This window comes from Pigmentiphaga kullae (assembly GCF_004216695.1).
GTDB classification, from domain to species: domain Bacteria; phylum Pseudomonadota; class Gammaproteobacteria; order Burkholderiales; family Burkholderiaceae_B; genus Pigmentiphaga; species Pigmentiphaga kullae.
Genome location: NZ_SGXC01000002.1, coordinates 1,302,792 through 1,319,227, shown reverse-complemented (window position 1 = coordinate 1,319,227; position 16,436 = coordinate 1,302,792). Strand labels below are relative to the sequence as shown.

The following is a 16,436-nucleotide window of genomic DNA, read 5'->3' as shown; positions in this document are numbered from 1 at the left end:
GCAGACAAAAAAATATTATATCCCCCCCGCCCTTGGGGGACGCAAGAATACGGCGCTCCGCACCGGCGTAGGGGGGTTATCTACCCGTATTCATCTTCTGGTTATTGGTCTGCAGCGCCTTGATGATGGCGTCCACGCCGCCCTGCGAACCGATCGAGGCGAACTGGTCGCGGTAGTTCTGGATGAACCAGACGCCCAGCACGTTCAGGTCGTAGATCTTCCAGCCCTGGTCGCTTTTCTCCAGCCGGTAGTCGACGGGGATGGGATCGCGCTGGCCGTCGGTGACCGTGGTCCGCACGACGACGTCGGTGGCGCCGGGTTCGGCGCGGAACGGGCGCATGTCGACGCGGGCCTGTGGGGTGATGGTGGAGACCGAGCCGCCGTAGGTGCGCACCAGCATGTTGCGGAACTCCTTCACGAGCGCGGTGCGCTGCTCGGGCGTGGCCTGGCGCCAGTAGCGGCCCACGGCCAGGCGGGTGGTCTTCTCGAAGTCCACATAGGGCAGGATGAGTTCGTCGATGGCCTGGTTGATCTTCTCGGGCGAGCCGGATTTCAGTTCCTGATCCTTGCGGATGCGGTCCAGCACGTTGTTGGCCGCCTTCTGGATGATCACGTTGGGCGGATCCTGCGGGTCGGGCGCCTGCGCGCGAGCCTGGCCCGCGGCGAAGAAGGCAAGGGCCAGCGCGGTCGCCCAGCAGGCGAGCCAGGCCAGGCGGTGGCGGGTCGGAGCGAGAGCGTGAAGGGCGGGGCGCGAGTCGAGCATGGGATCTCCCTGGACGGACGGCGAACGGAGGCCGCCGGTATGTATTGGAGGGTATATCACGTCCGGCGTTCCGGACGACTGAAACAGAATGCTGCAAAGGCCGGACCGGCCCGATGGCGGCACCTCGCTGTGCTATGTTTTCCGGTCATTCCCTTCCTTCCATCGCGGATCGCGCCATGACCTCGACTTCCACCCCCGCCATACGGCTCGTCAAGCGCTACGACGTGCGCGATTTTTTCCGGAAGCCGGAACGTTCCAGCTATCGCATCTCGCCCGACGGCCGCCACCTGGCCTTCCTGGCGCCCGCCCAGGGCCGGCAGAACGTGCACGTGCAGGCATTGGATGAACAAGGCGTTCCCACCGGTCCGGCGCGGGCGCTGACCGGCGAGGCCGAGCGCGACGTGGGCGGCTTCTTCTGGAAGGGGCCGGGCCACATCCTGTACATCAAGGACTTCGGCGGCGACGAGAACTTCCACCTGCTGTCGGTGCCGCTGGACGGCGCGTCCGCGCCGACCGACCTCACGCCCTACGATGGCGTGCGCGCCGACGTGGTGGACGACCTGATCGACGACGATGCCCACGTGCTGTTGTCGCACAACCGGCGGGACTCCCAGGTGTTCGACGTGTTCCGCGTCGAGGTGGCCACCGGCAGGGAGGAGCTGATCGCGCAGAACCCCGGCAACATCACCGGCTGGGCCACGGACCACGATGGCCGGCTGCGGCTGGCGGTGGCCACGGACGGGGTCAACAACACCTTGCTCTATCGCGACACCGAGGCCGAGGAATTCCGCCCCATCCTGACCACGGATTTCAAGGAAACCGTCGCGCCGCTGTTCTTCACGTTCGACAACAAGCGCATCTACGTCAGCTCGAACCGCGGCCGCGACAAGGCCGCGCTGTTCGAATTCGACCCGCACACCGCCCGCGAGGGCGCGCTGATATTCGAGCACCCCGAGGTCGACGTCTCGGGGCTGGCCTATTCGCACCAGCGCAAGGTGCTGACCGAGATCGGCTACGTGACCTGGAAGCCGCAGCGCCAGGTGCTGGATGCGGCCACCGCCGAGATCTACGCCGACCTGGAAAGCCAGTTGCGCGGCTACGAGATCGCGCTGCAAAGCGAGACGCGGGACGAGACCCGCTTCGTCGTGGCGGCCTACAACGATCGCACGCAGGGCGCGCGCTACCTGTACGACGTCGCCTCGCGCAAGCTGACCAAGCTGGGCGAGATCCAGCCGTGGCTGCTGGAACGCGACATGGCGCCGATGAAGCCCGTGCGCTACACCGCGCGCGACGGCCTGAAGATCGACGGCTACCTGACGCTGCCCGTGGGCGCGACGCCGCGCAAGCTGCCGGTCATCATCCATCCCCATGGCGGGCCGTGGGCGCGCGACACCTGGGGCTACAACCCCGAGGTGCAATTCCTGGCCAATCGGGGCTATGCCGTGCTGCAGATGAATTTCCGCGGCTCCACCGGCTACGGGCGCAAGTTCTGGGAGGCCTCGTTCAGGCAGTGGGGCCGGGCCATGCAGGACGACATCACCGACGGCGTCGAATGGCTCAAGCGCGAAGGCATCGCCGATCCCGCGCGCATCGCCATCTATGGCGGCAGCTACGGCGGCTACGCCACGCTGGCCGGCATCGCGTTCACGCCCGACCTGTATGCCGCCGCCGTGGACTACGTGGGGGTGTCGAATCTGTTCACGTTCATGGATACCATCCCGCCGTACTGGAAGCCTTTCCTGGATTCCATGCACGAGATGGTCGGCGATCCCGAGCGGGACAAGGACATGCTGCACGCGGCATCGCCGGTCTTCTTCGTCGACCGGATCAAGGCGCCGCTGTTCGTGGCCCAGGGGGCGAAGGATCCGCGCGTCAACAAGGACGAGAGCGACCAGATCGTGGCCGCCCTGCGCGCGCGTGGCGTGGAGGTCGAATACATGGTCAAGGACAACGAAGGACACGGCTTCCACAACGAAGAGAACCAGTTCGAGTTCTATGCCGCGATGGAAGCGTTCCTGGCCAGGTACCTGTAGGGGCCGTCGTCCCTTATTCCAGCATCCCGGCCAGCGCCGCGCGCCACTCGTCCACGCGGCCCAGGTAGCGGCCGGTGTCCAGCACCCGGTAGCGGCCGTCGCGTTCCAGCGCGAAGGTCGGGAAGCCCTGGCCGCCGGCATGGGCCAGCAGGGCGCGGCTTTCGGCGATGTGGTCGCGCGTGGGCTGGCCCTCCCGCGCCGCATAGGCGGCTTCGAAGGCGGGCCGGTCCAGGCCGATGTCGGCCGCCATCTCGGCCAGCACTCCGGCATCGGCGATGCGCCGGCCTTCCACGTAATGGGCGCGTTGCAGGCGCGCCAGCAGATCGAGATCGCGTCCTTCGCCGCCCGCCTCGAGCGCGGCCAGGATGGCGGTGATGGGCGGTTCGGAATCGAACACCGCGTCGTGGTCGCGCAGCAGGCCGTCGAAATAGGCCTGGCCGAAAGGCTGGCCGGTCATGGCCGCGATGCGGCGATCATGGGGCATGACGTAGTTGCGCAGTCGGTCGGTCACGGGCTGGCGATTGCTGCCGGCCATCATGCCGCCGCCGTGCGCGGTCACGGGCAGCAGTCCGCGGGCCGCCGCCATCAATGGGGCCGAGGCATAGCACCAGCCGCAGAAGGGGTCGTAGATGTAGTGAAGCCGGGTCGTTTCCATGATGGGGCCAAGGGACGCATGGCGTCCGGATTTTGTCAGATGTCAGGATAATTACAAAAAACGATAGTAAAAACCGTAAAATCAAGAATTATTTGTTGCTGGAACCGGTCAAGTCATGGACAGACTCAGCGCGATGCGCGTATTCGTCGAAGTAGTGGACCGGGGCAGCCAGTCCGCCGCGGCCGAGGCGCTGGAACTGTCGCGACCGGCCGTGTCGCGCTATCTGGCGGAACTGGAGGAATGGGTGGGCGCCCGGCTGCTGCACCGGACCACGCGCAGGCTGAGCCTGACCCCGCCTGGCGCCGAGGTGCTGGCACGCTGCCGCCAGATGCTGGAGCTCGAAGGCGACATGCGCGCCGCCGTGTCCAGCCCGGACAGCGCGCCGCGCGGCGTGCTGCGCGTGACCGCCAGCACGTCCTTCGGGCAGGCCCACCTGGCGCCGGCCATCGTCGACTACACCCGCCGCTATCCCGACGTGGCGGTGGACATGGTCATGGCCGACCGCACCGTCAATCTGGTCGACGAGCGCATCGATCTCGCGCTGCGCGTCACCAACGACCTCGATCCCAACCTGATCGCGCGCCGCCTGGCCGCATGCCGGTCGGTGCTGTGCGCGTCGCCCGACTACCTGCGCCAGCAGGGCACGCCCGGCAGGCTGGAGGAGCTCGGCCTGCACAATTGCCTGACCCATTCGTACACCGGCAAGAGCCGGTGGCATTTCGTCCGCGCCGGCGCGCCGGTGTCGGTCGCGGTGGGCGGGAACATCAGTTCCAACGAGGCGACCACGCTGGTCGAGGCGGCGGTGTGCGGAGCCGGGATCGCGATGCTGCCGACCTATGCCGTGGGCGAACTGGTGCGCGCAGAACGCCTGCGGGTGCTGCTGCCCGAGACGCCGCCGCGCGACATGACCCTGTACGGCGTCTACACCTCGCGCAAGCACATGCCGCCCACGCTGCGCACGCTGCTCGATTTCCTGGCGCAGCGTTTCTCGGACCCGCCGGCCTGGGACACCGAACTGCAGGACACGCTGGCCGCGCAGGCCGCGCCCGGCCGGCGCGGCGCGAGCCGTCACCAGTAGCCGGTCGTGACCGCGGGCGCGTCGGCATCCTCCGGTCCCGGGCGGGCGGGGCGGCCGCCGCGGCCGATGCCGTAGTAGGCCAGGCCGCAGCTTTCCACGTACTCGGGATCGTACAGGTTGCGGCCGTCGAAGATCGCGCGCGACTTGAGCTGGCCGGCCAGCCCCCGGAAATCGGGCGACTTGAACTCGCGCCATTCGGTGACCACCGCCAGCACGTCGGCGCCTTCGCAGGCCGCCTGCGCGCTGGGGGCGATGACCAGGCCGGGATGATCGATGGCGCGGCGGGCGTTCTCGGCGGCGACCGGATCGTACGCGCGCACGGTCGCGCCGCCGGCCACCAGTTCGCGCACCAGCGCCAGGCTGGGCGCCTCGCGGACGTCGTCGGTGTTGGGCTTGAAGGCCAGGCCCCACAGCGCGATGCAGCGGCCTTGCAGCGAAGGGCCGAGGTGCTGCCGTATCTTGGCCGCCATGACGCGCTTCTGTTCCTCGTTCACCCGCTGCACGCTGTCGAGCAGCGGCGTGGATTCGCCGTGGTCGGCCGCCAGCCGGGCCAGCGCCTGGATGTCCTTGGGAAAGCACGAGCCGCCGTAGCCCACGCCGGCATACAGGAAGTGGTGGCCGATGCGCGGGTCGGCGCCGGCGCCGTGGCGCACGGCCTCGATGTCCGCGCCGACTTTCTCGGCGATCCTGGCCAGCTCGTTCATCAGCGAGATGCGCGTGGCCAGCATGACGTTGGACGCGTACTTCGTGAACTCGGCCGAGCGCACGTCGGTGTGGATCAGGCGGTCCCGGTTGCGGTTGTAGGGCGAATACAGCGCCGCCATCAGCCGCAGCGCGCGGGCGTCCCCGGTGCCGATGACGATGCGGTCCGGGCGCTGGAAGTCGTCGACCGCGCTGCCTTCCTTCAGGAATTCCGGATTGGAGACGATCGAGACGCGCCAGGCGGCGTCGCGCTCGCGCAGGGTGTCCTCGATCACGGCCTGCACGCGGTGGCAGGTGCCGACGGGCACGGTCGATTTCACGACGACCACCATGTCGCGCGGGATCGATCGGCCCAGTTCGGCGCTGGCCTCGAGCACGTGGCCCAGGTCCGCCGAGCCGTCTTCGTCGGCCGGCGTGCCCACCGCGATGAAGACGATCTCCGCATCGCGCAGCGCGGCGGGCAGGTCATCGGTGAAGGAGAGGCGCCCGGCCTGCGCGTTGTGCGCGGCCATGTCGGCCAGCCCGGGTTCGAAGAAGGGGACGCCGCCTTCCCGCAGCACACGCAGGCGTTCGGCATTGCGCTCGACGCAGACGACGCGGTTGCCCACGTCGGCCAGGCAGGCTCCGGTAACCAGGCCGACGTAGCCGGCCCCTATGATCGCGAGATTCATGTCCCGATTTATATCGGGCGCGCATTGCAATCTGCTGACAGAGGCCTGTCACGGCTCTGCAATACAAGGCCGCTGCTAGCGGCTGCGCTGGAACCAGAGCATGGACAGCACGCAGGCCAGGGTCAGCAGGACCACCGCGGCGGCGCTCAGCAGGGCGCTGAGTTCGGTTTCCTTGCGTTCCATCGAGAACTTGGCGTTGAGGTTGCGGTACACCGAACTCAGGTCCGCTTCGGAACTGGCCAGGAAGTATTCGCCGCCCGTCATCTGCGCGACCGTGCGCAGCGTGGGTTCGTCCAGCCGGGCGAAGAAGGACCAGCCCTCGTCGCCGATGGGCGCGCCCTGCTGGGTGCCGAAGCCCACCGTGTAGACGCGCACGCCCCGCTCGGCGGCCATGCGCGCGGCATCCAGCGGATCCGGGCCGGTGGTGCGCCGTCCGTCGCTGAGCAGGATGATGGTGCCCGAGGTGTAGGAACCCGGCAGCACCGGCTGCAAGGTCTTTTGCTTTTTCCTGGCCGCCTCGGCCGCGCCCGCCTGGTCGAGCGGGACCGCGCGCCGCCCCGCGCGGATGGACGGTGTCTCGAAGATGACCGATTCCAGGTCGATGCCGTCGTCGGGGAACAGCATGGACAAGGCCAGGATCAGTCCGCTGCCGGTGGCGGTGGCGCGCTGCAGCTGGAAGCGGTCGATGGCTTCGACCATGTCCTGCCGGTTGTCCGTGGGCGTCTGCACGACCGCGGCGGTGCCGGCGAACGAGACGATGCCCAGCCGCACATTGGACGGCAGTTCGGAGATGAAGCGTTTGGCCGCCATCTGCGCGGCCACCAGCCGGTTGGGGGCGATGTCGGCGGCCTGCATGCTGCGCGAGACGTCCACGGCCAGGACTACGGTCAGGCTGTCCGAGGGCAGGGTGACGGTGGCGGTGGGACGCGCGCAGGCCAGCAGCGCCGCCGACATCGCCAGCAGGAACAGCAGCGGCGGGATGTGGCGCCGCAGCCGCTGGCCGGGGCCGATGGCGACCTTGGCCAGGCTCAGGCTGGCATAGCGGATGGCCGCCTTCTTGCGGCGGGCAAGCGCGTACAGGTAGAGGGCTACGAGCAGGGGAACGAGGAGCTGCAGCCAGAGAAGATCGGGCCAGAGAAACCGCATGAGTGCTCCTTGGCGCGCAGGAGTGTGCAACGTTGTCTTTAGTATGCCCACGAACCCTTGCGGCGGTAAAGGTATCTGCCCATGGTCGTCGTTTAAGTGTTACCTTATTTTGGCCGGGCCCTCGTTCGATTGAACCGGGGGCGGTCCGGGTTGTCAGCCCTGAATACCCCAAGGGATTCCGGGCCGCGCCCTGGACGCGCGACCGCATTCCGTGAAGAACGCCAAGCTGGACGGTAGTGATGAAACGGGTTGCCCTATACAGCAGGACCGCCAGGCCCCCTTCGGTCGACGCAGCGCCGAAGGACGAGGCCGATGCCGCGCGTCGTCCGGGATGGCCGAAACGTCTTCGGGACTGGACGGCCAGACACCGCTCCGCCTTTTTCGGTCTGGCCCTGCTCGCCATCGCGGGCGGCCTGGTTTTCGTTTTGTTGCAACCTCAACAAAGACCGCTGACCCAGGACGACATCGATTCGGCGGTGCTGCACACCTTGCAGAACAAGACGCTGCCGTCGCGGCCGGCCAAGGCGGCCGAGGCCGTGCGCCAGTCGGTGGTGCAGATACGCGGCTACGGCGACGAGGAAGACGCGGACGACGATGGCGGCAAGCGGGCCAAGCCGGCCACGCCGCCCGCCAAGCCCAAGGCGGGCGGCAAGTCCAAGGGCAAGGGCAAGGACAGGCAGACGGCCAGGAACGAGGAAGGCAACGCGCCCAGGCATGAAGGCAGCATAGGCTCGGGCGTGGTCATCGTCGACAGCGGCGTGATCCTGACCAACTTCCACGTCATCTCGGGCTCCAAGCGCCTGAAGGTCACCTTCTTCGACGGCTACGAGGCCGATGCCGACGTGGTCGCCATCCAGCCGGACAAGGACCTGGCCGTGATCCGCGCCAAGTCCGTGCCCGACGACCTGCCGGCCGCCACGCTGGGGTCCAGCCTGGACCTGTCGCCGGGCGACGAGGTCGTGGCGGTGGGTTTTCCGTTCGGCATCGGGCCGTCGGTGTCGTCCGGCGTGGTCTCGGGCCTGAACCGCGAATTCGTTTCCGCCGAGGGGCGGCACGTGCTGACGCGGCTGATCCAGTTCGACGCCGCGGCCAACCCCGGCAACTCCGGCGGACCGTTGGTGAACATGAACGGCGAGGTCGTCGGCATCGTCACCGCCATCCTCAATCCCACCAATGCCGGGACCTTCGTCGGCATCGGCTTCGCCACCACGATAGAAAGCGCCGGCAGCGCGGTCGGCATGCCTCCCTTCTGACTCACCACGACAGGACGCCTATGAACGACAAGCCCATGAGTGCCGTAGACAGCGCCAACCTGATGGAACGGCTGCTGTACGAGGTCAAGCGCGTGGTGGTGGGGCAGGACCACTTCCTGGAACGGGTGCTGGTGGCCATCCTGGCCCAGGGGCACCTGCTGGTGGAAGGCGTGCCGGGCCTGGCCAAGACGCTGACGGTCAACACGCTGGCCAAGACCCTGCGAGGCACGTTCAAGCGCATCCAGTTCACGCCGGACCTGTTGCCGGCGGACCTGGTGGGTACGCGCATGTACAACCAGCGCACCGGGGATTTCTCCACGGTGCTGGGGCCGGTCTTCGCCAACCTGCTGCTGGCCGACGAGATCAACCGCGCCCCGGCCAAGGTGCAGAGCGCGCTGCTGGAAGTCATGCAGGAGCGGCAGGTCACCATCGCCGGCGAGACCCACAAGGTGCCGTCGCCCTTCCTGGTGATGGCGACGCAGAACCCGATCGAGACCGAGGGCACCTATCCCTTGCCCGAGGCGCAGGTCGACCGTTTCATGATGAAGGTCATCGTCGGTTATCCCAGCGAGGAAGAGGAGTTCGTCATCGTCGACCGGGTCACGGGACCGCCGGTGCAGGTGCAGCCGGTCGCGGTCACCGAGCAGCTCACGCAGCTGCAGGCGGAATGCCGCAAGGTGTATGTCGATCCCGGCCTCGTGCAGTACGCGGTGAAGGTGGTGGCCGCCACGCGCCGGCCCGAGGCATACGGGCTGTCCGACCTGTCGCGCTACCTGACCTTCGGCGCGAGCCCGCGCGCCACCATCAACCTGGTCGAAGGCGCGCGCGCGCTTGCCTTCCTGCGCGGGCGCCACTATGCGCTGCCCGAGGACCTGGTGGACCTGATTCCCGACGTGCTGCGGCACCGGCTGGTGCTGTCGTACGAGGCGCTGTCCGACGGACTGGGGTCCGATCAGATCATCACGCGCATCCTCCAGACCTTGCCGGCCCCGGAGCGGCCATTGGATTCGCATGTTCGGGTTGCGGCGGTTCAGTAAGCGGCCGGCCGAGCCGGCCAACGACGCGGCGGTCGCGTCGGCCCCGCCCAGGGGCGACGCCGAGGAACTGCTGCGCCGCCTGGAATGGACCGTCATCCGCCGGCTGGACGGCGCGCTGCAGGGCGACTATCGGACCTTGTTCCGGGGCTTCGGCCTGGACCTGGCGGACCTGCGCGAGTACCAGGCCGGCGACGACGTGCGCCACATCGACTGGAACGTCACGGCGCGCCTGCAATCGCCGCACGTGCGCGAATTCCAGGAGGATCGCGAGGTCTCCGCGTGGTTCCTGCTGGACCTGTCGGGTTCGGTCGATTTCGGTTCGGCCGGGGTGCGCAAGCGGGCGGTGCTGACCAGCTTCGTGGCCGTGCTCGCGCGGCTGCTGACGCGCTACGGCAACCGCGTGGGCGCGGTCCTGTACGGCGGCCAGGGCGAGGGCGCGATTCCCGCCCGCACCGGCCGGCGCCACGTGCTGCATGTGCTGGATCGCATCGGCGCGCTGCGGGCCGACGGCAAGTCGGGCGAGACGCGGCTGGGCGACCTGCTGGAACGTTCTTTGTCGGCCATCGGCAGGCGCTCGGTAGTGTTCGTGGTCTCGGACTTCATCAGCGCCCCGGGCTGGGAGCAGACGCTGGGCGTGCTGGCCCAGCGCCACGAGGTCGTCGCGGTGCGCCTGTACGACCCGCTGGAGCAGGCCTTGCCCGATCTGGGCCTGGTGGTGCTGCAGGATGCCGAGACCGGCGAACAGCTTTTCGTCGATACCCACGACCCGGGCTTTCGCCGGCGTTTTTCCGCCGCCGCCGCCGAGCGCGAGACGGCGCTGCGCAAGGCCCTGGCGGAGGCGGGCGTGGACTGCCTGGAACTCGCCACCGACGAGCGGCTGGACCGGGCGCTGCTGCATTTCATGCGGCTGCGCCGCCGGCGCAGCCAGCTCGTGGGTGGACTGAACGGGCCCTGGGCCCGAGACATCTGAACCGGGACGCATCTGCATGGAGAACCTGCCCGCCCTGAGTTTCCTGTGGCCCAAGATGCTGTGGCTGCTGGTGCTGGTACCGCCGCTGGCGTTCTGCTATTGGCGGCTGGACCGCCTGCGCCGCGGCATGGCCCTGCGCTATCCCGCGCTGGACGTCGTGGGCGCGAGCGCCAGGCCGTCCCGGCTGCGCCGGGTCCTGCCGCCGCTGTTGCTGCTGCTGGGGCTGTGCTCGCTCATCGTCGCGATGGCCCGTCCCCAGGCGCTGATGATGCTGCCGTCGCGGCTGGAGACGGTGGTGCTGGCCATGGACATGTCGGGCAGCATGCGCGCCGACGACATCAAGCCCACCCGCATCTATGCGGCCCAGCGGGCGGCCAAGGAATTCGTCGACGGCCAGCCCGCCAACGTCAGCGTGTCGGTGGTCGCGGTGGCCGGCGCGGCGGCGGTGGTGCAGTCGCCCACGCGCAAGCGCGAGGACGTGATCGCCGCCATCGAGCGCCTGGAGCCCCAGCGCGGCACCGCGCTCGGCAGCGGGCTGATCATCGCGCTGGCGACCGTACTGCCCACCGCGGGCATCGACGTCGAGCGCTTCCTGGACGGCGGCAGCGCCCGGCCGGCGCCCGTCGACCTGGCCGCGGCGGGCCTGGGCGACGGGGCGGTCCCCGGCTCGTATCCGTCGGGCGCCATCGTGCTGCTGTCCGACGGCCAGAACAACACGGGACCCGATGCGCTGAAGGCGGCCGAGGTCGCGGCGGCGTACGGCGTGCGGATATTCACGGTGGGGATAGGAACGCCCGAGGGCACGACGCTGACGACCGACGGCTGGTCCATGCGCGTGCGGCTGGACGAGGACGTGCTCAAGAAGGTGGCCGACATGACCGGCGCGCAGTATTTCCAGGCCCAGGACGCGGGCGAGCTCAGGAAGGTATATCGCTCGCTCAGCGCGCGCCTGGCGTTCGACAAGCGCGACGTGGTCGAGGTCACGGCGCTGTTCACCGCGCTGGGCGCCTTGCTGGCGGTGCTGTCGGGGCTGCTGTCGCTGTGGTGGTTCGGCCGGGTGCAATAGGCGCGGGACGGGCGCGGTGTCATGACCATGTCATGTCCGTGTAGCAAAAAGAGGTGTTGGCCCGACCTTTCCAAGCGCCCCCCATGAGCTACCAGCCGATTCCCGACCACGAAGAACTGATGCGCCGCATCCACCGCGACCTGATCGACAGTTACGACGAAGAGCTGGAGATCGAATTCGAGGACCGCGAGTGGGACGCCCAGGGCCAGCCGGCCCGCGTGGAAGAGGACCGCGACGCACGGCGCCGGTACTTCCGGGAACTGTTCCGGCTCCAGGCCGAGCTCGTCAAGCTGCAGGACTGGGTCGTGCATACGCGCCACAAGGTGGTCATCATCTTCGAGGGCCGCGACGCAGCGGGAAAGGGCGGCGTGATCAAGCGCATCACCCAGCGCCTGAATCCCCGCGTGTGCCGCGTGGCCGCGCTGCCCGCGCCCAACGACCGCGAACGCACGCAGTGGTATTTCCAGCGCTACGTGCCGCACCTGCCCGCCGCGGGCGAGATCGTGCTGTTCGACCGCAGCTGGTACAACCGCGCCGGCGTCGAGCGGGTGATGGGCTTCTGCAATGACGACGAGTACGAGGAATTCTTCCGCTCGGTGCCCGAGTTCGAAAGAATGCTGGTCCGCTCGGGCATACAGCTGGTCAAGTACTGGTTCTCGATCACCGACGACGAGCAGCACCTGCGCTTCCTGGGGCGCATCCACGATCCGCTGAAGCAGTGGAAACTGAGCCCCATGGACCTGGAGTCGCGCCGCCGCTGGGAGGACTACACGCGCGCCAAGGAGATCATGCTCGAGCGCACGCACATCGACGAGGCGCCGTGGTGGGTGGTGCAGGCCGTGGACAAGAAGAAGGCGCGGCTGAACTGCATCGATCACCTGCTCAGCCTGGTTCCCTATCACGACATCCCCCATTCCCACATCGAACTGCCCCAGCGCGTGCGCCACGAGGACTACATCCGGCGGCCGGTGCCCGACACCATGATGGTGCCCGAGCGCTACTGAGCGTCGGCGCACCGTTCGCGCTATCCTGGCCTTGACGGCTCCCTGGGGCCGATGAATGCAAAGGCCATGGACAAGAACAATTTCCTGAAGATGATCGCCGCCGGCCGCGACAACGCGCTGCTGCGGTTCACGCTGGGCAACCTCTACCTGGAAGAGGACGATGCCGCCTCGGCCGCCGAACACCTGCGGCGCGCGGTCGAACTGGATGCCGGCTACGCCGCCGCGTGGAAGCAGCTCGGCAAGGCGCTGCTGGCGCTGGGGCGCGAGGACGAGGCGCGCGCCGCCTGGGGCGAGGGCATAGCGGCCGCTTCGGCCAAGGGCAGCGTGCAGGCGGTCAAGGAAATGCAGGTGCAGCTGCGGCGGCTGGACAAGAAGCGGCAGCCTTGAGGCCCTAGGCCGGCGTGTCGCCCAGCCGCGCGAGTTGCCACAGCGATTCGGCGGCCGGCGCCATGTCCACGTGCTGGCGGTACAGGCGGATCTCGGTGGCGACCTGCCACGAGGCATCGCCGGCCTCCACCAGCCGTCCGTGGGCCAGCGCCGGCGCCGCCAGGCTGCGCGGCAGCCAGGCCACGCCCCGGCCTTCCAGGGCCAGGGCTTCCAGCAGCAGGGCGTGCGGCGCGGTGAACACCGGATGCAGCCTGGGGTCGCGCGCCGCCGCGCCCAGCCCGGCGCGCAGGATGCGGCCCAGCCCCGAGGCCTCGCCATAGGCCAGCAGCGGGATGGGTTCATCCCGCCGCAGGTCGTGGCGGGGGATACCCGAAGGCGTGGGGGCGCAGACGGGGACGAGCGCATCGTCGGCCAGCCGCACCACCGGATAGGCGGCTTCCTCCAGCCGGCCGGGAAGCGCGGGGTGCGCGTGGCACAGCAGGAACTGGACCTTGCGCTGGAGCATGAGTTCTTCGCAGGCGGCCGTGCCCTCGGACATCATCTCGACCGCACCCAGCTGCAGGCTGGCTTCCAGGCGCGCCAGCCACCCGGGCAGGAAAGACAGGGACAGGGCGTGCGTGACCGCGATGCGCAGGCTGGCGACGCTCTGGTCATGGGCCATGCGGGCTTTGATGCGGGCGGCCACCAGCCGGGCCAGCACGTCTTCGACCAGGGGCAGAAGGCGCCGGCCGGCCGGAGTCAGCGTGGCAGGGTGCGCGCCGCGGTCGACAAGGTCGGCGCCCACCCATTCCTCCAGCGCGCGTATGTGCCGGCTGAACGCCGGCTGCGCGATGGCGCGGGCCTCGGCCGCGCGCGAGAAGTTGCCGCTGTCGGCCAGCGCGACGAAATCTTCCAGCCATTCCAGGTCCAGGGGGCGATTGTCCGGTCCCATCGTGGGGTGTCGTCTCCGCGATAGTTGTATGCATTTCGAGTATTGGACGCCGCGCGGGCGGCCGGCAATGATGGATTCTACTCACCGCAGCCTCATGGAGACCCACTTGCCTGCCATTGCCAACTATCGCGGCATCATCCCCGCGATCGCCTGCCCCTTCACCCCGGATCACCGCATCGACGAACCCGCCCTGCGCAAGCTGGCCTCCTGGCTGGCCGGCCACGACGGCGTGGTCGCGGTCATGACCAACGGCCACACCGGCGAGGTCTTTTCGCTGACGCCGGCCGAGCGGGCCACCGTGACCCGCATCGTCGCCGACGAACTGCGCGGCCGGCTGCCGGTGATCTCCTCCATCGTCTGCGAAGGCCTGTCCGAGGCCGCCGAGCACGCGCGCGCCGCCGTCGAGGCGGGCGCGGCCGGGCTGGACGTGATGCCGCCGCACCACTGGCTGCGCTTCGGCTTCACGTCCGGCCATGCCCTGCAATACTTTGACGCCATCCACCGCGCGGCGCCGGGCGCCGACCTGGTCTGCCATGTGTATCCCGCCTGGACGCGCGCGGCGTATTCCTCGGCCCTGCTGGCGGACCTGGCCCGGCTGCCGTACGTGCAGGCCTTCAAGGTCGGGCAGCGCGACATGAACAAGTACGCGCGCGACATCCAGGCCATCCGCGACGCCGACGCCGGCAAGGCCATCCTGACCTGCCACGACGAATACCTGCTGGCTTCCATGGTGCAGGGCGTGGACGGCGCGCTGGTAGGCTTCGCCACCTTCATTCCGCAACTGATCGGCGACTTGTGGCGGGCGGTGCAGGAAGGCGACCTGAAGCGCGCCCAGCGGATCCAGGCCGTCATTACGCCGCTCAAGGATGCCGTGTATGGCGGCGGCGAACCCACGGGCGAGGCCCATGCGCGCATGAAGGCCGGCATGTATCTGGCCGGCGTGCTGGACGACGCGACCGTCCGTCCGCCTACCGAGGCGCCCGATGCCCGGGAAATGGCGGCATTGCGCGCGGCGGTGGAGCAGGCCGGACTGCTGCGGCGCTGAGCCCGAACGCGACCCGATTCAAAATAAAACGGAGACAAGCATGCAACGCAGACCCTTTCTTGCCGCCGGGCTGGCGGCCGCGGCCTTGTGCGTGGCCGGCGGCGTATCGGCGCAGCCGTATCCCGCCCGCGAAGTGCGCATCATCATCCCGTTCCCGCCCGGCGGCACGCTGGACACGGTGGGGCGGCAACTGGCGCAGCGCCTGAGCGAGCAGACCGGCCAGTCCTTCGTGGTGGAAAACCGGGCCGGCGGCAACGGCATGATCGGGGCGGCGGCCGTCGCCAAGGCGCCGCCCGACGGCTACACGCTGATGTTCAATGCGTCCACGGTGACTACCACGCCGATGACCATGAAGACCGCTCCCTTCGACATGGACAAGGACTTCCAGCCTATTTCGCTGGTGGCCCAGGCGCCCCTGTCGGTGGCCGTGAACAAGTCGCTGCCGTTCAACGACATCAAGGGTCTGCTGGACTACGCCAGGCAGAATCCGGGCAAGCTCAGCTTCGCGGTCGGCTCCACCGGATCGGCGGGCCAGCTCGCCACCGAGCTGCTGCGCCGGGCGGGGCAGATGAACTACCTGATCGTGCCGTACAAGGGGTCCGCGCCGGCCTACCAGGATCTGGTGGGCGGGCAGATCTCCGGCTTCATCGATCCCATCCTGGGGGCCATGTCGTACTACAAGGGCGGCATGCTCAAGATCCTGGCCGTCACGTCGCGTTCGCGCGTGCCCACGCTGCCCGAGGTGCCCACCGTGGGCGAGACCGTGCCGGGCTATGAGTTCTACAGCTGGTACGGCCTGTGGGGCCCGGCCCGGTTGCCCATGGACATCGCCCACAAGCTCAACGCCGAAGTCAACAAGGCGCTGGAGGCCGGCATGCGCGAAAAGCTGGAGCAGCAGGGACTGGTGCTCAAGGCCGGTTCCATCGAGGACTTCGCGCGCTTCCAGCAGGAGGACATGGCGCGGTCGAAGAAGATCATCGTCGAGGGCAACATCCGTGCGGAATGAACGCCGCGCCGCCGTGACGGGCAGCAGCGCGGGCATCGGCCGCGCGGTGGCGGCCGCGCTGCTGGAACAGGGCTGGCGGGTCGTCGGACTGGACCGCGCGGCGGCTACCCTGGATCACCCACGCTTCGAAGGCCGGCCGGTCGACCTCGCGGATGCCAACGCCATCGCCGGCGCGCTGCCCGGTGTGCTGGACTGCGATGCGCTGGTCCACGCGGCGGGCATCATGCGGACCGCGCCGCTGGGCAGCCTGGACGGCGCCGACTTCGAGTCGATGTGGCGGCTGCACGTGGCCGCGGGCAGCCAGCTCGCCGACGGCATGGTGCCGGCCATGGCGGCTCGCGGCCGGGGGCGGGTGGTGCTGATCGGCAGCCGCGTATCCCGCGGCATGGCGGGGCGCAGTCAATATGCCGCGGTCAAGGCCGCGCTGGTGGCCATGGGGCGCAGTTGGGCGGCCGAGGTGGCGGCACGGGGCGTGACGGTGAACGTGGTGTCGCCCGCGGCCACGCGCACGGCCATGCTGGACGACCCGGGCCGCGCCGCCAGCGCGCCGCGCCTGCCGCCGCGAGGGCGCCTGATCGAGCCGGCCGAGGTGGCGGCGCTGGTGGGCTTCCTGCTGTCGGATGCCGCCGCGGCCATCACCGGGCAGGACATCCAGGTCTGCGGCGGCGCGTCGTTGTCCGGGTGAGCGA

General features: G+C 69.0%; 16 protein-coding genes. 11 read left to right on the top strand and 5 right to left on the bottom strand.

All coding sequences use genetic code 11. The features are described 5' to 3' along the window. Positions 1–76: 76 nt before the first annotated feature. A complete protein-coding gene (locus tag EV675_RS20545) occupies positions 77–763 on the bottom strand; it encodes an MlaC/ttg2D family ABC transporter substrate-binding protein (RefSeq protein ID WP_130359336.1) in 687 nt (228 codons plus the stop codon). Positions 764–939: 176 nt separating this feature from the next. On the opposite strand from EV675_RS20545, the gene EV675_RS20540 reads away from it, so the two are divergent. Continuing rightward, complete coding sequence (locus tag EV675_RS20540) at positions 940–2,796, top strand: alpha/beta hydrolase family protein (RefSeq protein WP_130359334.1); 1,857 nt, start codon at positions 940–942, stop codon at positions 2,794–2,796. Between the two features lie 13 nt (positions 2,797–2,809). On the opposite strand, the gene EV675_RS20535 is transcribed toward EV675_RS20540, so the two are convergent. Continuing rightward, on the bottom strand, positions 2,810–3,451 hold the full coding sequence (locus tag EV675_RS20535) for a DsbA family protein (protein ID WP_130359332.1): 642 nt from the start codon (positions 3,449–3,451) through the stop codon (positions 2,810–2,812). A 115-nt stretch (positions 3,452–3,566) separates the two neighbouring features. On the opposite strand from EV675_RS20535, the gene EV675_RS20530 reads away from it, so the two are divergent. Continuing rightward, positions 3,567–4,529, top strand: a complete 963-nt coding sequence (locus EV675_RS20530) for a LysR family transcriptional regulator (RefSeq protein ID WP_130359330.1) — start codon at positions 3,567–3,569, stop codon at positions 4,527–4,529. Here the strand turns inward: EV675_RS20530 and EV675_RS20525 are convergent. Continuing rightward, a complete protein-coding gene (locus EV675_RS20525; RefSeq protein ID WP_130359328.1) occupies positions 4,520–5,902 on the bottom strand; it encodes a UDP-glucose dehydrogenase family protein in 1,383 nt (460 codons plus the stop codon). The two genes, EV675_RS20530 and EV675_RS20525, sit on opposite strands and share 10 nt — an antisense overlap. A 75-nt stretch (positions 5,903–5,977) precedes the next feature. Next, a complete protein-coding gene (locus EV675_RS20520) occupies positions 5,978–7,048 on the bottom strand; it encodes a VWA domain-containing protein (protein ID WP_130359327.1) in 1,071 nt (356 codons plus the stop codon). A gap of 239 nt (positions 7,049–7,287) precedes the next feature. On the opposite strand from EV675_RS20520, the gene EV675_RS20515 reads away from it, so the two are divergent. From EV675_RS20515 to EV675_RS20490, 6 genes are all read left to right on the top strand, one after another. Beyond that, positions 7,288–8,301 carry a S1C family serine protease gene (locus EV675_RS20515; RefSeq protein WP_130359325.1) on the top strand — a complete coding sequence of 338 codons (1,014 nt, stop codon included), beginning with the start codon at positions 7,288–7,290 and terminating at the stop codon, positions 8,299–8,301. Positions 8,302–8,336: 35 nt separating this feature from the next. Then, on the top strand, positions 8,337–9,338 hold the full coding sequence (locus EV675_RS20510; protein WP_423213232.1) for an AAA family ATPase: 1,002 nt from the start codon (positions 8,337–8,339) through the stop codon (positions 9,336–9,338). Further along, positions 9,313–10,308, top strand: a complete 996-nt coding sequence (locus EV675_RS20505; RefSeq protein WP_130359321.1) for a DUF58 domain-containing protein — start codon at positions 9,313–9,315, stop codon at positions 10,306–10,308. The genes EV675_RS20510 and EV675_RS20505 overlap by 26 nt, the downstream gene beginning before the upstream one ends. A 16-nt stretch (positions 10,309–10,324) precedes the next feature. Continuing rightward, on the top strand, positions 10,325–11,374 hold the full coding sequence (locus EV675_RS20500; RefSeq protein ID WP_130359319.1) for a VWA domain-containing protein: 1,050 nt from the start codon (positions 10,325–10,327) through the stop codon (positions 11,372–11,374). An 83-nt stretch (positions 11,375–11,457) separates the two neighbouring features. Then, a complete protein-coding gene (gene ppk2 / locus EV675_RS20495; protein WP_130359317.1) occupies positions 11,458–12,378 on the top strand; it encodes a polyphosphate kinase 2 in 921 nt (306 codons plus the stop codon). 66 nt (positions 12,379–12,444) lie between these two features. Then, complete coding sequence (locus EV675_RS20490; RefSeq protein WP_207222005.1) at positions 12,445–12,765, top strand: tetratricopeptide repeat protein; 321 nt, start codon at positions 12,445–12,447, stop codon at positions 12,763–12,765. Positions 12,766–12,769: 4 nt separating this feature from the next. Here the strand turns inward: EV675_RS20490 and EV675_RS20485 are convergent, their stop codons facing one another. Next, positions 12,770–13,696 carry a LysR family transcriptional regulator gene (locus EV675_RS20485; protein ID WP_130359313.1) on the bottom strand — a complete coding sequence of 309 codons (927 nt, stop codon included), beginning with the start codon at positions 13,694–13,696 and terminating at the stop codon, positions 12,770–12,772. A 106-nt stretch (positions 13,697–13,802) separates the two neighbouring features. On the opposite strand from EV675_RS20485, the gene EV675_RS20480 reads away from it, so the two are divergent. From EV675_RS20480 to EV675_RS20475, 3 genes are read left to right on the top strand one after another with little or no spacing between them, the layout of a single operon-like run. Next, the gene (locus tag EV675_RS20480) at positions 13,803–14,741 is read left to right on the top strand and encodes a dihydrodipicolinate synthase family protein (protein WP_130359311.1); all 939 of its coding nucleotides are present in this window, start codon (positions 13,803–13,805) and stop codon (positions 14,739–14,741) included. A 40-nt stretch (positions 14,742–14,781) separates the two neighbouring features. After that, the gene (locus EV675_RS30075; RefSeq protein WP_242621513.1) at positions 14,782–15,747 is read left to right on the top strand and encodes a Bug family tripartite tricarboxylate transporter substrate binding protein; all 966 of its coding nucleotides are present in this window, start codon (positions 14,782–14,784) and stop codon (positions 15,745–15,747) included. Next, on the top strand, positions 15,737–16,432 hold the full coding sequence (locus EV675_RS20475) for an SDR family NAD(P)-dependent oxidoreductase (protein ID WP_242621512.1): 696 nt from the start codon (positions 15,737–15,739) through the stop codon (positions 16,430–16,432). The genes EV675_RS30075 and EV675_RS20475 overlap by 11 nt, the downstream gene beginning before the upstream one ends. The last annotated feature ends 4 nt before the right edge of the window (positions 16,433–16,436 follow it).

Bases quoted from the DNA above. Each gene is read 5' to 3' on its own strand.
- EV675_RS20540 (WP_130359334.1), top strand. From the start codon at position 940: ATGACCTCGACTTCCACCCCCGCCATACGGCTCGTCAAGCGCTACGAC.
- EV675_RS20530 (WP_130359330.1), top strand. From the start codon at position 3,567: ATGGACAGACTCAGCGCGATGCGCGTATTCGTCGAAGTAGTGGACCGG.
- EV675_RS20515 (WP_130359325.1), top strand. From the start codon at position 7,288: ATGAAACGGGTTGCCCTATACAGCAGGACCGCCAGGCCCCCTTCGGTC.
- EV675_RS20545 (WP_130359336.1), bottom strand. From the start codon at position 763: ATGCTCGACTCGCGCCCCGCCCTTCACGCTCTCGCTCCGACCCGCCAC.
- EV675_RS20500 (WP_130359319.1), top strand. From the start codon at position 10,325: ATGGAGAACCTGCCCGCCCTGAGTTTCCTGTGGCCCAAGATGCTGTGG.
- EV675_RS20505 (WP_130359321.1), top strand. From the start codon at position 9,313: ATGTTCGGGTTGCGGCGGTTCAGTAAGCGGCCGGCCGAGCCGGCCAAC.
- EV675_RS20535 (WP_130359332.1), bottom strand. From the start codon at position 3,451: ATGGAAACGACCCGGCTTCACTACATCTACGACCCCTTCTGCGGCTGG.
- EV675_RS20490 (WP_207222005.1), top strand. From the start codon at position 12,445: ATGGACAAGAACAATTTCCTGAAGATGATCGCCGCCGGCCGCGACAAC.
- ppk2 (WP_130359317.1), top strand. From the start codon at position 11,458: ATGAGCTACCAGCCGATTCCCGACCACGAAGAACTGATGCGCCGCATC.
- EV675_RS20485 (WP_130359313.1), bottom strand. From the start codon at position 13,696: ATGGGACCGGACAATCGCCCCCTGGACCTGGAATGGCTGGAAGATTTC.
- EV675_RS20520 (WP_130359327.1), bottom strand. From the start codon at position 7,048: ATGCGGTTTCTCTGGCCCGATCTTCTCTGGCTGCAGCTCCTCGTTCCC.
- EV675_RS20525 (WP_130359328.1), bottom strand. From the start codon at position 5,902: ATGAATCTCGCGATCATAGGGGCCGGCTACGTCGGCCTGGTTACCGGA.
- EV675_RS30075 (WP_242621513.1), top strand. From the start codon at position 14,782: ATGCAACGCAGACCCTTTCTTGCCGCCGGGCTGGCGGCCGCGGCCTTG.
- EV675_RS20510 (WP_423213232.1), top strand. From the start codon at position 8,337: ATGAGTGCCGTAGACAGCGCCAACCTGATGGAACGGCTGCTGTACGAG.